Origin of the sequence: Pseudoalteromonas sp. DL-6 (genome assembly GCF_004328665.1) — a bacterium.
Lineage (GTDB): Bacteria > Pseudomonadota > Gammaproteobacteria > Enterobacterales > Alteromonadaceae > Pseudoalteromonas.
Genome location: NZ_CP019771.1, coordinates 348,173 through 364,758, shown reverse-complemented (window position 1 = coordinate 364,758; position 16,586 = coordinate 348,173). Strand labels below are relative to the sequence as shown.

Here is a 16,586-nt window from a genome sequence, read left to right as displayed (position 1 = left end):
GCGACGTGTTCCCTTTTTTTACGCTGAATAGGCTGGTATTTCGTTTGCCAACCTTTTACACTACTTAGCCATTGAACAAATAAAAACTATTATGGCTTCAGCAACTTTTAAAGTGCAACATAATACAGCACTTAGCAATTCACACATCTCATTAAACGTAGCCCAAACACAAGCACTACGTAGTCAATTAAAAAATCAACGCGGTATTTTACATTCAAGCGATATTAAAGCGCTTTGCACCGAACTTAATGTTAGCGAAGATACTTTATTGCAAGGCTTAGTGCCTATGGCATCTGAATTTTCAGTTGCACCAATTTCTCAATTTCATGTCGGCGCAATTGTAAAAGGGCTTGATTCACAAGAAAATACCACTTTTTACTTTGGTGCCAATGCGGAGTTTGATCATCAAGCACTCAGTTTAGTAGTGCATGGTGAGCAATCGGCGATTAATAACGCGTGGTTAAATGGCGCTAAGAAAGTGCTAAAAATAGCGATAAGTGATGTCCCATGTGGGTACTGTCGTCAATTTATGAATGAACTGGCTGATGCAAAAGAGCTTGATATTTTATTACCAGCAGAAAACTTTAAATTAGCAGAGCTGTTACCGCATTCATTTGGACCAACTGATTTAGGTAACGAGCACAGCTTATTTAATCCGGCAGAGCAAACTAATCGCTTTAAAGAGACAGAGCTTGATGACAAGTTGATGAGCTATGCTTTAGCGGCTTATGTTCCATACAGTCAAAATTACAGTGCGGTAAAAATAAGCACCTTTGAAAATGGTGACTTTTATGGCAGCTATGCTGAAAATGCAGCATACAGCCCGAGCTTATCGCCATTGCAAAGCGCGGTGAGTCAATTGTTTGTAGCAGGATTAAGTTTTGATAAGCAAACAGTAAAATCAATTACTTTATTAGAAACTGCTGGTCATGAAAACCAATCAGGGGTAGCAAAAGCAGTGTTAGCAAGCTTTGATAGCTTACCAACACTTGAGGTTATTAGCGCAACATTAGCCAAGTAACACTTTAGCGGCTTCAAGCACCACGGCAACAGACTTTTTCTCAATCTCGCCGTGGTCCACGTTTGGAATTTCTTGACGTGTTCTATTTACCAATACACCTGCAACACAAGCGGCTTGTAAGCCAAGTGCAGCACACATGGTAAATAAAGTAGCCGATTCCATTTCATAGTTCATTACGCCCAATTTTTGCCATTCTTCACAGCTACCTTGTAATGACTTAGGTACATAACCAGAGTGTGTATCGTAGCGCTCTTGACCTGGGTAGAAGGTGTCGCTTGAAGCGGTAATACCAATATGAAAATCAATATTGAGGTTTTCACAGGCTTTTACCATGGCTTGCGTGGCAAAAAAATCAGATACGGCAGGGTAGCACAGTGGTGCAAAGTGCTGACTCGCGCCATCTAATCGTACCGAAGCTTGGCTAATTAAAATATCGCCTTCGTTAATGTGCGGTTGAATTGCACCTGTTGTGCCAATGCGAAGAAAGCTACGTACGCCTAGTTGTGCCAGTTCTTCAACGGCAATTGACGTTGAAGGGCCGCCAATACCGGTTGAGCATACCACTACAGAGTGACCGTTTAATTGGCCTAAATAAATGTGAAACTCACGCGTTTGAGCAAGGCAGGTTGGATTATCTAAGAACTGTGAAATACGTGCTGCACGATCTGGATCGCCTGGAACAATTGCCAGTTTTGCACCTTTTAAATCATCAATACACAGTCCTAAGTGAAATACCTTTTCCATAACTAAGCCTTTTTAATAAGAATTGTTGTCAATTTACCATGATTACGAGAAACATAAGTGAAGTACAGGACGGATGTCCGTATTGACTTAATTTGATTTATTCACCAACTCTGAATATTCAATCAATGGCAAAAATTACTAGAAAAATGAGCCAGTTGACTTGTTTGCTCAGACACTATATTCATACCTCATAGCAAACCAATAGCTAGGCTAAACAGTCGGTAGCTATAATTTAAATTGTTTATATTCAATTGGTTAGTAAGTGGGTTTGGTTTTTATTTACCACTAACCTAAGAGAGTAAAATAAAGCGCCTTGTGATTTTTAGCATACTATGCAAATTATCTAAAATTAATTCAGCGTGCGATGTTTTGCATAACTACTCAATAATAGACAAGATATTCAGATTGAAAAAGGGTTTACAATGAGCACACAATTTCAAGCATTTAAAGATAAAGTTGAACACTGTTTATGTGCGCCTGGCGACGGTGTTTTTACGGTTAATACGGCTAAAGAACGCAAAGCAGCGCTTAGAAATAAATTATATGGGCAAACTGAAAATGTCGATGTTTTATGGCGTGACTCACTTAACGAGCTGCCTAATTCACCACACAAAGCAGTAATGCTAGGCATTAGCTCTGATTGCGGTGGTGGGATTTTACGTGGCGCTAACTGGGGGCCTTTATTTTTACGCTCAGCATTGATTGATCAACAAACACAGTGTCGTTCGTTTGATTTAGGTGATGTACGTGTAATACCGCATTTATTGCACGATAAGTATTTAAATGAGGCCACTATTACCAACTGCCAAAAAGCGCTGTACGGTAATGACAATAACGATCATTATGTGAGCCCATTGTCTATTACCGAAGATGTGTGTGATAGCTTTTATGCGACATTCCAAGATAAAGGTATTTTTGGTATTGGTGGCGACCACTCAATTAGCTACCCGTTAACAAAAGCGTATTTAAAAGCTAAGCGTGAACAAGGCAAACGCACGGCAATTATTCATTTTGATGCTCACACCGACTTACTGGTAGAACGTTTAGGCATTGATTTATGTTTTGGCTCTTGGTGTACACATATTTTAGAATTTTTACCAGCGCCGCATCATTTAATACAATTTGGTATTCGCTCAAGTGGTAAGCCTAAATCACATTGGGAAAGTACTTTTGGCGTTAAACAACATTGGGCTGCTGAAATTATTGAGCGTGGTGCAGCAGCGGTTGCGGCTGATGCGATTGCGCAATTAAAAGCAGACAAGGTTGATGAAGTGTATGTGAGCTTTGATATTGATGCCCTTGATGCAGAGTTTGCATCAGCAACAGGCACGCCTGAAGAAAATGGCTTAACGCCACAGCACGCGCTTGATATTTTGTCAGCAATTGCTGATGAGTTTCCTATTACTGGAGCTGATATGATGGAAATAGCCCCGTTTACTGATAGCTCCTTAGTGGGTCAATCAAGCTCAGAGACAACACTGAGAGAAGGCGCTAAAATTTCAGCTTTTTTAATTAACGCAATGAATCGCTAACTTTTTGCTATTTGTAAATAACCCGCTATATTTAATTGGCTTTTATTTAAAAGTGACGTCTTAAATTTTATAGAGCGGGTTATTGTGATTAAGTGGTGTTTTGTATTATTACTCATTGTAAGCCAACACTGCGCAGCTAAACTCACTGTTGTAACAGAGAATTTTGCACCTGCGCAGTATCTTGATGCGAACAACAATTTAGTCGGTGATGCTGCCGATATAGTACGATTAGTGCTTGATAGTGCTGGGATTGATTATTCAATTTCAGTAAACGATTGGAGCATGACTTATAATATTGCATTGAGAGATCCACAAACCTGTATCTTCTCAATCTCTCGCTCACCTGAGCGTGAGAGTAGCTTTGTTTGGTTTGCTAAATTAGCTCAATTTGATACTAACTTCTACTCACTTAAGAGCAAAGGCATTGTGCTAACAAGCCTTGAACAGGCAAAGCAATATAGAATTGCAGTATTAAAAGATAATTACAGCCACCACTATTTACTCTCCCAAGGCTTTAAAGAAAACGAAAATTTAATGCTGTTTAATAGCTTTGATAATATTTTTAAAATAATTAGAGCGCGAAGTTCCAGTATTGATTTGGTTGTAATACCTGCACAGAGAATAAATCATGAACAGTCCCACTTATTAAATGAACTACAGCTCGAGCCATTAATGCCCATCAACGTCAGCCAAGCTCCCTTATATTTTGCGTGTAACAAAAACCTACCTAATAAATTAAAGCAGCAACTTAGCAAGGCTTTTGCTTTGTATGAATCGCAACTATAAATATTAAAATATTAAGAAAATAATATTATATAAATATCAATTGCCCTGTTTATAAAAGCGGCTATAATCCAGCTGCTTTTGCTAATAAAAGCGATTATTTTGGAGTTATAAATGGGTGATTTAATCGGGATTGCATTATTAATCTTGATGAGTGCGTTATTTGCGATGTCAGAAATTTCGATTGCCGCTTCACGCAAAATAAAGTTAAGAGTTATGGCCGACGAAGGAAATGTGCAAGCGCTGGCGGTATTAAAGCTGCAAGAGCAGCCCGGGGCTTTTTTTGCCATGATCCAAATTACGCTCAATGCGATTGCCATATTAGGTGGGATTGTTGGGGAGCAGGCATTATCGCCTTACGTGCAAGAAATACTGCAGTTATTTTATCAAGGTCCGTTACTTGGACAAATTAGCTTTTTGCTATCCTTTTTAATTATTACCTCATTGTTTATATTATTTGCTGATTTGCTCCCAAAACGCTTAGCAATGATTTTACCTGAAGCTGTTGCTGTGCGAGTAGTTACAATTATGCGCTGGGTTACTTTCGCGCTTACACCACTGGTATTATTTTTTAACGGTTTAACCAATATAGTATTGCGGGTTTTCAAAGTGCCGAGTGAGCGTGAGGATATTGTTACTACTGAGGATATTGTTGCCATGATGGATGCGGGTGCTGAATATGGCAGCTTGCAACAGCAGGAATATGACTTAATTGGTAATGTATTTGATTTAGAAGCGCGCTTTTTATCGAGCGTGATGTCACCTCGCGAGCAAGTGGTGTACTTTGACATTGATGAGTCGAGTGATGACATAGCTAATAAAATTATTGAGCATCCGCATAATCACTTTTTAGTGTGTAAAGGCAATTTAGATAAGCTAATTGGCTCGGTAGAGTCAAAAGATATTTTACGCCAAGTGCTTAAAGGTGAAGCAGCGAATATTAACGATGACATGCTCGATAAAGATATTTTTTACTTACCAGAAACACTGAGCTTATCTGAAGCGCTAAATGCGTTTAAAACTGCCGTTCATCCTTTTGCAGTGGTGGTCAATGAATATGCGCTAGTGGTTGGGGTGGTGACAGTTAAAGATTTAATGAAAGGCTTTATGGGTGATTTAATAACGCATCAAAGTGAAGAGTTAATCATTGAGCGTGATGCTAACTCTTGGTTAGTGGATGGTTTAACACCTATTATTGAATTAGCTAAGGTACTTGAAATAGATGAGTTCCCTGATCAAAACCATTATGAAACGGTGGCCGGGTATTTAATTTATACCATGAAGCATATTCCCAAACGTGCAGAGTTTATTTTATTTTCAGGCTTTAAATTTGAAGTAGTGGATGTAGAAGGCATTCGTATAGAGCAGTTACTTGTCTCTAGGGTAAATCCTGATAGCGAATAATAGCCGCTAAAATTAAATTATTTATTAAAGGCAGCCAATGCATTTGCATTGGCTGCCTTTTTTATGGGTGTTACTGCTACAGCAAAACTATTGTTTGAGTTAATTTGGTGATAACTATAGTCAATTGTAAAAATGTGTAAATGTTGCTCAGTAGCTATTTTTAATTGTTGTACTATAGTTTAGAATGATCGTTCATTCTAAACTAAAAGGTATTTAACATGCAGCGCTCCCGCATCGCTTTTTTTGTATTTTCAGCCCTCGTTGGTTCTGTTGCTTTAAGTGGCTGCGATCAGGTAGCTGAGCAACCTAAGGCTTCTGCTCCTGCAGCGACTCCTGTTGGTGTTGTCACATTAAACAGCCAAGCAATAACACTTAAAAAAGAATTACCAGGGCGTGTAAGTGCGTTTCAAATTGCTGAAATTCGTCCTCAGGTGAGTGGAATTGTACAATCACGCTTATTTGAAGAGGGCACCCAGGTTGAGAAAGACCAAGCGCTTTACCAAATCAACCCTGACATTTTTGAAGCAGAATTAGCCGCCAGTAAAGCGGCGGTTGCTCGCGCAGAAGCTAGTATTGCCAGCAGTAAATCTAAAGCGTCTCGTTATAAAGAATTATTAGCAATTAAAGCTGTAAGCCAGCAAGACTTTGATGAAGCTGATGCCGCGTTTAAACAGGCATCTGCAGAATTATTAACGGCAAAAGCGCAATTACAAAGCGCGCAAATTAACCTTGATTATAGCCATGTTTCTTCGCCAATTAGCGGCCAAATTAGTAAATCAAGCGTTACTGTGGGCGCATTAGTTAGCGCAGGTCAAACAAGTGCGCTGGCAACGGTTACGCAGCTTGATCCTATTTATGTTGATTTAACGCAATCAAGTAATGAGTTAACTAAACTCAAAAGAGCACTGGCATCAGGTGCTTTAGGTGTCGACTCTACAACACAAACCGACGTAGAGCTAATAATGGAAGATGGTTCTGCATACCCTCATAAAGGCACATTACAGTTCTCAGAAGTCACTGTTGATCCAAGTACTGGATCGGTAACGCTACGTGCTAAATTTCCAAACCCTGAAAAGCTACTACTACCAGGTATGTATGTACGTGCTGAGGTGGTTGAAGGTGTTAAGTCAGACGCAATACTAGCGCCTCAACGTGGTGTAAGCCGAAATACTAAAGGTGAACCTACAGCTATGGTTGTTAGCAAAAACAACACAGTTGAAAGCCGTGTATTAAAAGTAGAGCGCACTTTAGGCGCTAATTGGTTGGTGAGCGAAGGCTTAGCCGATGGCGACCAATTGATTGTGGAAGGGCTACAAAAGATTCGCCCGGGTGCACCTGTTACGGCAACTGCTGTGCAGTCTTCTGCAAATAACAGCCAATAACGGAGAGTTTTATGTCACGATTTTTTATCGATAGGCCTATTTTTGCTTGGGTATTGGCGATTGTGGTTATGCTTGCGGGTATTATTGCCGTTAAAAGCCTGCCTGTTGCTCAGTATCCGTCTATTGCGCCGCCAGCGATTACCATTACAGCTAACTACCCTGGTGCATCTGCACGTACCTTAGAAGACTCGGTGACTCAGGTTATTGAGCAAAAAATGAAAGGCTTAGATGGCTTGTTATATATGTCATCAACCTCACAGTCGAGCGGTTCAGCAACACTGACGTTAACATTTGATGCCGAAACCGATCCAGACATTGCCCAAGTTCAAGTGCAAAATAAATTAGCGACCGCTACGCCATTATTACCTGAGGAAGTACAGCGCCAAGGTGTGGTAGTGGCTAAATCATCATCAAGCTTTTTGCTAGTTGTTGGTTTTGTGTCGCAAGATGGCAGTATGACTAATATTGATATTGGTGACTATGTATCGTCGAACGTGCAAGACATTGTGTCGCGTGTAGATGGTGTGGGTGAAGTGGAGTTGTTTGGCTCTCAATATGCAATGCGTATTTGGCTCGATCCGGCTAAATTACAAAACTATAAGCTAACCCCGAACGATGTATCAGCGGCAATTAAAGCACAAAACGCACAGGTGTCAGCAGGTCAGCTCGGTGGTATGCCGTCACTTGCTGGGCAGCAACTTAATGCAACTGTTACTGCACAAAGTCGATTACAAACGCCAGAGCAATTTAGAGATATTTTAGTAAAAACCAACAGTGATGGGTCGGTTGTACGTTTACAAGACGTTGCTGATGTTGAACTTGGCGGTGAAAGCTACGGTGTGGTTGCTCGTTTTAATGGTAAGCCTGCATCAGGACTCGGTGTAAAGTTAGCCAGTGGTGCCAATGCGCTTGATACCGCGCAGGGGGTAAAAGATGCACTTGAAGAGCTTAAGCCGTTTTTCCCACAAGGACTTGAAGCGGTTGTGCCTTATGACACCACTCCCTTTGTTGCACTTTCAATTGAAAAAGTAGTACATACTTTAATAGAAGCCGTAGTACTAGTGTTTGTTGTTATGTACTTATTTTTACAAAACTTTAGAGCAACTATTATCCCAACAATTGCTGTGCCTGTGGTGCTTTTAGGTACATTTGGCGTTCTATTTACCTTTGGGTATTCAATTAATACGCTCACTATGTTTGCCATGGTACTGGCCATTGGTCTGTTGGTCGATGACGCGATAGTGGTAGTTGAAAACGTAGAACGTTTAATGACAGAAGAAAAGCTCTCTGCGGTCGAAGCAACGCGAAAGTCTATGGATGAAATTAAGGGCGCGCTTGTGGGTATTGCCATGGTGCTGTCGGCGGTATTTATTCCTATGGCATTTTTTAGTGGCTCTACAGGGGTTATTTACCGTCAGTTTTCAATAACGCTGGTAACAGCAATGGGGTTATCGGTATTAGTGGCGCTTATTTTAACGCCTGCATTGTGTGCTACGTTATTAAAACCGAGTCATGTGCATACTGATGGTAGCTTTATAGGTCGTTTTTTCTCAGGCTTCAACCGTGGTTTTGATAAAACCAATAGAGGTGCACAAGGCTTTGTTGGGCGAATGATCAAGCACTCTAAACGCTATTTGCTTAGTTATGTTTTGATTGTCGGTGGAATGGTCACTATTTTTTCAAGCTTACCCACTGCGTTTTTACCGGACGAAGACCAAGGTATTTTGTTTAGCCAAGTAATGCTGCCTGCAGGTTCTACAACAGAGCAAACGCTTGAAGTGGTTAAAAAAGTAGAAAACCATTATTTGGAGGAACAGTCTGAAGCTGTTGCTTCAATTTTCACGGTTACCGGCTTTAGCTTTGCAGGCTCAGGACAAAACTCAGCTATTGGTTTTGTGAGCTTAAAGCACTGGGATGAGCGCCAACGTGACGACTTATCAGTGGGGGCGGTTGCAGGAAAAGGCATGGGCTATTTTTCAACGATAAAAGAGGCGTTTGTATTTGCATTCCCACCTCCGGCTATTATTGAACTTGGTACTGCTAATGGCTTTAATATGTTTTTACAAGACCGGGTTGGTTTAGGTCATGATGAGCTATTAAAAGCACGTAATCAGTTATTAGGTATGGCGAGTCAAAGTCCAATACTGGCAGGTGTTCGTCCTAATGGGCAAGAAGATATGCCTGAATTACAACTGGATATTGATCTTGCAAAAGCAGAAGCCTTTGGTTTATCACAAGGTGATATTAATAGTACGCTTTCGACTGCTTGGGGTAGTAGTTATGTGAACGATTTTATCGACCGTGGCCGCGTTAAAAAGGTATATCTGCAAAGTAAGGCCGATGCGCGCATGGTGCCTGAGGATCTAAATAAATGGTATGTGCGAAATAAGAGCGGCGACATGGTGCCATTCTCCGCGTTTGCTAGTTCATATTGGTCATATGGCTCGCCTCGTCTAGAGCGCTATAACGGTTTTTCAGCTATGGAAATTCAAGGCAGTGCTGCGCCAGGTTACAGTACAGGTGAGGCCATGGATGAAATGGAGCGCTTAGTAAAGCAATTACCTAATGGTATTGCCTCTGAATGGACTGCTATTTCATACCAAGAACGTTCAAGTGGTGGCCAAGCACCGCTTCTGTATGGCCTTTCACTATTATTTGTATTTTTGTGTTTAGCAGCACTTTATGAAAGTTGGTCTATCCCATTTGCAGTAATGATGATTGTACCTCTGGGTATATTGGGTGCTGTTATGGCTGCTTTTTTAGGTAATTTATCAAATGATATTTACCTACAAGTTGGTTTATTAACCACCATAGGGCTTGCCTCTAAAAATGCGATATTAATTGTTGAATTTGCTAATCATAAAATGGATGAAGGATTGAGCTTAGTTGATTCAGCCATTGCAGCCGTACGACTTCGTTTACGCCCTATTTTAATGACCTCAATGGCATTCATTTGTGGTGTATTACCGCTTGCAATAGCCTCAAGTGCAGGCTCGGGTGCACAAAACGCCTTAGGTATTTCAATCATTGGCGGAACACTTGCTGCTTCATCACTGGTGGTAATTTTTGTGCCCTTGTTTTTTGTTTTAGTACGCAGACTGTTTTCAGGTAAAGCTAAAACCAGCTCGCAGGAGGAAGCATAATGAGTGTAAGAGCAATCAGTTTTAGTGCTTTAACTTTAGCTATTTTATCTGGATGTCAGTTAGCTCCTCAGCAAGAAGCGCTTAATTTACCTGTCCCTGATGCTTATGCATCAGAGGCAGGCAAAGGGCAAGTTTCATCATTAAAATGGCAGCAGTTTTTTAATGATGAAAAACTTAAAACATTGATATCACAGAGCCTTGAGCACAATAAAGACCTGCAAATAGCAGCACTTAATGTGCAACGAGTGCGTGGTTTATATCAAATTCAAGATTCGGCTTTATATCCGTCACTTGATTTAAACGCGACGGGAAGTCGTCAACGCTTGCCAGCTGATTTATCAGCCAGTGGTCAGCCTCAAATTAGCTCTCAATATAGTGCCACGGTAGGCATGACTGCTTATGAGTTAGATTTATGGGGAAAAGTACGTAATCAATCAGAGCAAGCATTACAAACGCTTTACTCTACGCAGCTTAGTGAATATAGCATGCAGGTGTCGTTAATTTCTGAGCTGGCAAATGCGTGGCTTAATTATGCGACCGATCAACAATTACTTGCCTTGGCAGAAGAGACATTGTCATCGCAGCAAGCTTCTTTATCTTTAACGCAAAAAAGTGTTGATTTAGGGGCTGCCTCTGAGATTACGCTAGAGCAATTAAAAAGCACTGTAGCTACTGCAAAGGTTGATATTGCAAAATATCAGCGTTTATTAAAACGTGATAAAAATGCACTTGATTTATTGGTAGGTAAAACGGTGGGTCAAGACTTACTACCGACCAAAGAGTTGAATACTTTACTTGATTTACCGGCCGTACCTGTCGGCCTTCCGTCTGATTTACTAACACAGCGCCCAGATATAAAAGCGGCCGAGCACCAGTTATTTGCCGCAAATGCGAATATAGGTATTGCGCGTGCTGCGTTTTACCCAAGTATTAGTTTAACGGCCAATGCAGGGACTGCATCAGGTGATTTAAGTAACTTATTTGATGCTGGATCGGGCACGTGGAGCTTTATGCCGTCGGTAAATTTACCTATTTTTACTATGGGGCGTAACCAAGCAAATTTAGATGTCGCTAATGCAGAGCAACAAGTTGCTGTTACAACGTATCAGCAAAAAATTCAGCAAGCGTTTCGTGAAGTTGCTGACGTGCTTGCTGACAGAGAAGGTTACAATGCGCAATTAAGTGCACTTGAACAGCTACTACAAAGCCGTAAAGTAACCTACGACTTGTCACAGGCGCGATACGATAAAGGGGTCGATAGCTTTTTGCAAGTGCTCGACGCTCAGCGAACTTGGTATAGCGCAAGACAGCAACTGATCACCGGTCAACAAGCGCTGATTGCAAGTCAAATCAACCTGTACAAAGCCGTTGGCGGTGGGTGGCCAGTAACCGCTCCAAACGTTAAGTAAAATAGTACGCATAAAATCGGTTAGTCATCACCAGTTTCATGCGTAGCAAAGCAATATCGTTTAACGCTTACCTCTTTATTATTAAGGGGTAGGCGTTAAATATTTCGAGTTAATTGGCTCGATAATGGAGTTTTGAATGAATTCTAAAAATAAAAAACACCTTGATCCGGTGCAAGCACAAGCGCGTCGTGAACAGGTATTAACAGCTGCTGCTGATTGTTTTCGTCGTAAAGGCTACCATGGTGCAGGTATGGCTGAAATATCAAGAACAGCAGGCATGAGTGCAGGCCATATTTATAACTATTTTGATAGCAAAGAAGCAATAATCGAAAGTATTATTGAAAAAGATATGGAGGAAATGTTTTCTATATTTCAAGAATTTGAAGATCAACCTGGTGATATTTTAACGGTGTTACTCGACGGCTTACATCACGGCGTACAGCGTCATATGGACACGGGCGCCTGCGTTGTTGACTTAGACATGATGGCAGAGGCCAGTAGAAATAAAAAAGTCGCTTTACTACTGCGCGAGGCTGACACGCAAGCACGTAACAGAATGCGTGACTTATTAGTGAGTGAAAGTAGTTTAATAAAATCACATTCAGAGCAAGAATTAGAGAGCCGGATTAATGTGATTTTTTCAGTGATGGCAGGATTGTTATTACGAAAAATGCTGTTTCCTGAGTTAACAGAAGAAACTGTGCTTATTGCACTTCGTCCAGCGATGAAAACATTACTTATGCCGTTTGATAAAAATTAGAACAAGAACGAGCAGAGAAAAATGAGGCTAACCTTTTGTGGGTTAGCCTAAATTGTTATTTGTTAATAACGCTCTATTGACCATTGCAGTGCGATTAGAGCAATCAAGATTGAACCTGAAGGCATTAACCACTTTTGATACCAATTATAGTTTCTTAGGTAAATGAGTATGGGTAAACTAACACACAAAATACTCAACTGACCCAATTCAACACCAAGGTTAAAAGCAATAATACTTAGCAGCTGGTAGTCTTCTGACAGACCTAGTTCACCGAGGACACTTGCAAATCCCATCCCATGAAGTAACCCAAAACCAAAAGTAAGCCAGCCTAAACGTATTACTACGGGCCAAACATTATTAAGTGCTGCAAACAATACTGACATTGCAATTCCTAATTCTACCCAGCGACTATTAGGGGAGAAAAGGTTCATTGCGGTAGCTGTAAGCGTAATAGAGTGTGCCAGTGTGAACGCCGTGATTATCCATGCGGTGTGTTTAATGATTTTTATTTTAGAGGTACTTCCTTGCCATGTCTTATCTCGTCGGATCAGCACGCAAGTAAGTAATAATGCGATTAAAAATAAAATATGGTCTATGCCAATCCAAATGTGCAACACGCCTTGGTAAACATATTGATTAAAGGTTTTTAGATAGCTTGTTTGTTCAAAATTAAATGCTTGTTTTTGGCTATGATAGTCAAATATACGCGACACACCGTTGATGTTTACGATAGATTTATGGCTAGCATCGCGGTTAAAAAAAGCTGAGTATGTAAGTAAGGTTGTAGTGTTATTATCGCAATAAAAGCGAATAGGAATTTGCAAATAAGGTTGATTAAAGTGAGTATCGAGCTTAAACGAGCCTTCATTATTTAAAAGGCAGGCTTTTAAGTCTTGGGTAAAACTTATGTTTTGTTCAACAAATTGAGTAAGTGAGCTACGTTTTGCTTTTATTTCGGCCCATGTAATTTGCCCATCGTTGTTTAAATCAAGTGCTACTGCATGTTCTAAGTCAGCGATACTGATTTGCCAGTGACCAATATATTGCGTTTTATCTATATTGTTATTTAACACGATATAACTGGTACTTAACTGGTGTGCAAAGCCATTGTTTGTAAAAGCGAACAAACATAAAGCGAAAAAACATAGATAAGGTGATCTCATAGCTTACCTCGTAGCATTGCTTTTGCATCTTTAAGTAACTGCTGATCCATACTCATCTTTGCTTGTTGCCAATTAATGTTTGCCCAGTACAATGCTTTGTCGGGGTTTGGCTGAATATTAATGTAATATTTAGCTAGATCACTGGCGTGGAAAGTATCTTGGCGAATTTCGCGTAAAGAGACTCTTTCAGCCATCATTTTTTGCCATTTTTGCCCGTGTGTTTTTAGATCTTTTTCTGCAATAGCTAGCCTAAGCAACAGCGCATCCTCTAAATTAGTATTATCGTCAACCAATGTGCTTAGGCTGTTAATAATATGCTCAGAGTTATTAAGTCTAAGCTGAATATCAGCCCATAAAACAACAAGGCTCACAGGCATATTCGATAATTTTATATGATTAATATGAGAGAGTGCTTTTTTATAGTGACCCATTCGGTAACTCATTTCACTCAACACATGCTGGGTTGATAGATTTGTTTCTTTGTTATCAACTATTTTTAATAGCGATTGATAGCTTTGTTGAACATTTTTGTGTTGGCTTTGTATATCAAGCACACAGGTACTTGCAGTGAGGGTACTTACTAAACCAATTAAAGATATACAGTGTTTTGTTGCTGCTTCAAAACGCCCTTGCGTCATAAAAATATTTGCTAGTAGTAAATGGCTATTAACATGGTTAGGATCGTCATCTATTGCCTCTTTTGCAATATTTATGGCTTGCTCGAATAAATGTTCTTTTTGTAAAATACGTGCATACAGATAGCTTACTTCTGAAGTGGGGTTTTGCTGATATAGCTTTACCAAATGTGTTTTAAGGACCCCTTGTAACCGCTCAGATTGGCCTGAGAATTGACTGTTGTCGAGTAAGTTCTTTATCTCTTCAACAGAAAGAGATGCTTTTAATTTAGTGTTACTAGTTGCAATAACTGCATCATCCTTTGGTACAAAAGATGCGCCTTGTAGAGTGAGCGGCATTAAAAAGACAGCGATAAAAGTGAATGGCAAATATAAAGGTAAGTGCATTATTTTCTCCTAAAAGTTAGCCTTCCTTGGCTAGTCAGTTGATTGATTAATTTCCGTTTGTGGGAATTAAATCACCGACATCAGTTTCAGTATTATTAAATACCCTACCATTTACCGATAATGGCTCATCTGTGGGTTCTTGATTAAATGCATCAGTGACGAATTTTGAAAATTCAACTTGCAACGCTTCAATAGTGATGCTCACTGTGGCGTTTACTGGTGAGTTAACACCATCGCTTACATCAAACATAAAGCTGTCTGAACCTGTTGTCTCTTTGTTAGGGGTGTAAGTAAAATTACCATCGCTATTTACTTCAACAGTACCTAACGTTGGCTCACTTGTTAGTGAGTAGCTCAATAAATCGCCATCTGTATCAGTGGCTCTGAGCCTGTCAGAGATACTGACCTCTGTTTGAGTGGTGAGTATTACGTCACTCGTTGTAGGCGCAGAGTTGGTCATAACGGGTGGTTGATTTTTGTCATCATCGTTGCCACATGCAGCCATAATTAGGCTTGCAGAAAGTATCCAAAGATGGCGGAAATTTAAATTACGCATAAGGTCACTCCTTATTTAGAGCCTGCAAGCGGTGTTGCAAGGTAAGGGAATGTCGCATCCATCATTAATGCATTAACTGGTGCGCCATCGGTAAATGGAACAGTACCTACGTTTGCATCTTCTGGTGAACACAGCTCTAAATCAGTATCCGTACCTGCAACGGGAATAGGGTGACATAATCGGCCCATTACAACTCGAAGCGCAATATCTACAACATCATCACCCGGGCGTCGACCATTTGGAAAGCCAGCTAAATCGTTACCTGCAACACCAAAAGCTGATTGCTCCGATTGCGCAGTCGCTGCAATAGCTGTGTTTAGACGCAACATCTCTGAAGGTGTTACTGTTGCTTGCTGGTTAACCCCTGCAAAGCCAGTCAAAAAAGCAGTAATTAAATCTGTGCGCGGAAAGTTAGTTGGAGCGAGAGTTTCTAGATTAGCGCCAAGTGTCGTATTTACCGCATCTTTAAACAAGATGTTTAAAAGCTCAGGGAGTGAAGGGTGAGATACATAATCTAAAAACTGACCATCATTTTTAGGATGAGATGTTGAAAATGTATCTTTGTCTTTAATGCCAATCACCAACTCATTAACTAGCGGGTTACCTAAACGAGAAACTTGTGTTAAAGCGCCGCCATTTACTGCATTGTTTGCAAATTTAGCATTGGGATTAAGCACGCGAGCTTGAGGTAAGCTAGCTGTTGTCCACGAACCTATGACTTGGTTACCGTCGCCTACAATACAGGCTTTTGGCACTTCAACAGCAATAGAGGTAACATTTTTATCTGCAAGGTCATCATTATCGGCTGATTGTGTAATACCGCCAGGGAAACCTTCACCATCGCCTGCACCTGGCGAGCTGTCACCTTCAACAGGAACATAATTAACTAAATCAAAAGTTTTACCTAGGTTAACCACAAATGGGTCTTTACGTTGACCGACAAAAACTCTTGCCATACCTTCGCAGTTGGGAATAGCTACTTGATAGACGAACTGGTCAGCATAAGCTTTATATTCTGTCATCGAGCCAAAGGTTTTATCGCCTACATAATCAAGTGGCTTAGAAAACACGCTAGAGTTTGTAGTAGTATTATTTAGGGCTGTTGCAGTACCCGTTCGCTGTGGTCCGCTGATCATGGTCATACTGTAAGACTCGCTAAAGTTTACAGCAGCTTCATTACCTGCAGATACACCACCAACATTTTTAAGTGGTACTGAAACGGTCCGCTGATTACCCTCTGGTCCTACAGTCAGTTGTACCCCTTGATTATCATTTGGCAGCATACTTTCAAAGTTAAACGCAAATGTAATATCTTCTATAGCGTCTCCATCATTGTCAATGTGGATGCTATAAGTAGCATCAGGGTCCATTGCAAAGTAATTTGGGCCACCATAAGCATCTTGTAAAGGAATGTAGTTTGCGATGAGGGTTACGTAATCGCCTCGGCCTTGCTCATAACTATTAAATATATAAAAATCGGTAGAGTCTAAAGTTGGGAAGCGGCTTATATTTGGTGCTTCTCTATGGCTAGATGCTTCACTTGGTGCACTTATAAATGTACTGCATACCATTACTGCAAGTATTGATGGAGTAAAAGCTTTCATGACTTTGTCCTTTAGTTTTGTTTGAAGTCATAGCTAATAACGGACAGGATAGTTAAGTGGATG

General features: G+C 40.5%; 13 protein-coding genes. 8 read left to right on the top strand and 5 right to left on the bottom strand.

All coding sequences use genetic code 11. The features are described from left to right. The first annotated feature begins 91 nt into the window (after window positions 1-91). Window positions 92-1,021, top strand: coding sequence for a cytidine deaminase (cdd, locus tag B1F84_RS16700; RefSeq protein ID WP_131692134.1), 930 nt, complete (start codon window positions 92-94; stop codon window positions 1,019-1,021). Here cdd and udp read toward each other — a convergent pair. Next, complete coding sequence (udp, locus tag B1F84_RS16695; RefSeq protein WP_008112319.1) at window positions 1,010-1,765, bottom strand: uridine phosphorylase; 756 nt, start codon at window positions 1,763-1,765, stop codon at window positions 1,010-1,012. The genes cdd and udp overlap by 12 nt on opposite strands. Window positions 1,766-2,187: 422 nt before the next feature. On the opposite strand from udp, the gene B1F84_RS16690 reads away from it, so the two are divergent. The 7 genes from B1F84_RS16690 (at window position 2,188) to B1F84_RS16660 (ending at window position 12,178) form a co-directional block, all read left to right on the top strand. Next, complete coding sequence (locus B1F84_RS16690) at window positions 2,188-3,297, top strand: arginase family protein (RefSeq protein WP_055011940.1); 1,110 nt, start codon at window positions 2,188-2,190, stop codon at window positions 3,295-3,297. An 84-nt stretch (window positions 3,298-3,381) separates the two neighbouring features. Further along, window positions 3,382-4,083 (top strand): transporter substrate-binding domain-containing protein, encoded by a 702-nt coding sequence (locus B1F84_RS16685; protein WP_131692133.1) that lies wholly within the window; start codon window positions 3,382-3,384, stop codon window positions 4,081-4,083. A 111-nt stretch (window positions 4,084-4,194) separates the two neighbouring features. After that, complete coding sequence (locus tag B1F84_RS16680) at window positions 4,195-5,484, top strand: hemolysin family protein (RefSeq protein WP_131692132.1); 1,290 nt, start codon at window positions 4,195-4,197, stop codon at window positions 5,482-5,484. A 218-nt stretch (window positions 5,485-5,702) separates the two neighbouring features. Next, window positions 5,703-6,866: an efflux RND transporter periplasmic adaptor subunit gene (locus tag B1F84_RS16675; RefSeq protein WP_076919678.1), complete on the top strand. Its 1,164-nt coding sequence runs from the start codon at window positions 5,703-5,705 to the stop codon at window positions 6,864-6,866. 11 nt (window positions 6,867-6,877) lie between these two features. Then, window positions 6,878-10,009: an efflux RND transporter permease subunit gene (locus B1F84_RS16670; protein ID WP_131692131.1), complete on the top strand. Its 3,132-nt coding sequence runs from the start codon at window positions 6,878-6,880 to the stop codon at window positions 10,007-10,009. Continuing rightward, complete coding sequence (locus B1F84_RS16665) at window positions 10,009-11,418, top strand: efflux transporter outer membrane subunit (RefSeq protein WP_131692130.1); 1,410 nt, start codon at window positions 10,009-10,011, stop codon at window positions 11,416-11,418. Before B1F84_RS16670 ends, B1F84_RS16665 begins: the two co-directional genes overlap by 1 nt. Window positions 11,419-11,554: 136 nt before the next feature. After that, complete coding sequence (locus B1F84_RS16660) at window positions 11,555-12,178, top strand: TetR/AcrR family transcriptional regulator (RefSeq protein ID WP_131692129.1); 624 nt, start codon at window positions 11,555-11,557, stop codon at window positions 12,176-12,178. 62 nt (window positions 12,179-12,240) lie between these two features. Here B1F84_RS16660 and B1F84_RS16655 read toward each other — a convergent pair whose 3' ends face one another. From B1F84_RS16655 to B1F84_RS16640, 4 genes are read right to left on the bottom strand one after another with little or no spacing between them, the layout of a single operon-like run. Further along, complete coding sequence (locus tag B1F84_RS16655; protein ID WP_131692128.1) at window positions 12,241-13,341, bottom strand: HupE/UreJ family protein; 1,101 nt, start codon at window positions 13,339-13,341, stop codon at window positions 12,241-12,243. After that, entirely contained in the window at window positions 13,338-14,363 is a 1,026-nt protein-coding gene (locus B1F84_RS16650) for a tetratricopeptide repeat protein (RefSeq protein ID WP_076919683.1), read from the bottom strand. Before B1F84_RS16650 ends, B1F84_RS16655 begins: the two co-directional genes overlap by 4 nt. Before the next feature lie 46 nt (window positions 14,364-14,409). Next, window positions 14,410-14,919 (bottom strand): Ig-like domain-containing protein, encoded by a 510-nt coding sequence (locus B1F84_RS16645; protein WP_076919684.1) that lies wholly within the window; start codon window positions 14,917-14,919, stop codon window positions 14,410-14,412. Between the two features lie 11 nt (window positions 14,920-14,930). After that, on the bottom strand, window positions 14,931-16,523 hold the full coding sequence (locus tag B1F84_RS16640; RefSeq protein WP_076919685.1) for a DUF4331 domain-containing protein: 1,593 nt from the start codon (window positions 16,521-16,523) through the stop codon (window positions 14,931-14,933). Window positions 16,524-16,586: the final 63 nt, after the last annotated feature.

Excerpts from the sequence above, each read along its gene's own strand:
- B1F84_RS16640 (WP_076919685.1), bottom strand. The coding sequence starts at position 16,523 with ATGAAAGCTTTTACTCCATCAATACTTGCAGTAATGGTATGCAGTACA.
- B1F84_RS16690 (WP_055011940.1), top strand. The coding sequence starts at position 2,188 with ATGAGCACACAATTTCAAGCATTTAAAGATAAAGTTGAACACTGTTTA.
- B1F84_RS16650 (WP_076919683.1), bottom strand. The coding sequence starts at position 14,363 with ATGCACTTACCTTTATATTTGCCATTCACTTTTATCGCTGTCTTTTTA.
- B1F84_RS16665 (WP_131692130.1), top strand. The coding sequence starts at position 10,009 with ATGAGTGTAAGAGCAATCAGTTTTAGTGCTTTAACTTTAGCTATTTTA.
- B1F84_RS16660 (WP_131692129.1), top strand. The coding sequence starts at position 11,555 with ATGAATTCTAAAAATAAAAAACACCTTGATCCGGTGCAAGCACAAGCG.
- B1F84_RS16655 (WP_131692128.1), bottom strand. The coding sequence starts at position 13,341 with ATGAGATCACCTTATCTATGTTTTTTCGCTTTATGTTTGTTCGCTTTT.
- B1F84_RS16670 (WP_131692131.1), top strand. The coding sequence starts at position 6,878 with ATGTCACGATTTTTTATCGATAGGCCTATTTTTGCTTGGGTATTGGCG.
- B1F84_RS16680 (WP_131692132.1), top strand. The coding sequence starts at position 4,195 with ATGGGTGATTTAATCGGGATTGCATTATTAATCTTGATGAGTGCGTTA.
- udp (WP_008112319.1), bottom strand. The coding sequence starts at position 1,765 with ATGGAAAAGGTATTTCACTTAGGACTGTGTATTGATGATTTAAAAGGT.
- B1F84_RS16675 (WP_076919678.1), top strand. The coding sequence starts at position 5,703 with ATGCAGCGCTCCCGCATCGCTTTTTTTGTATTTTCAGCCCTCGTTGGT.
- cdd (WP_131692134.1), top strand. The coding sequence starts at position 92 with ATGGCTTCAGCAACTTTTAAAGTGCAACATAATACAGCACTTAGCAAT.
- B1F84_RS16645 (WP_076919684.1), bottom strand. The coding sequence starts at position 14,919 with ATGCGTAATTTAAATTTCCGCCATCTTTGGATACTTTCTGCAAGCCTA.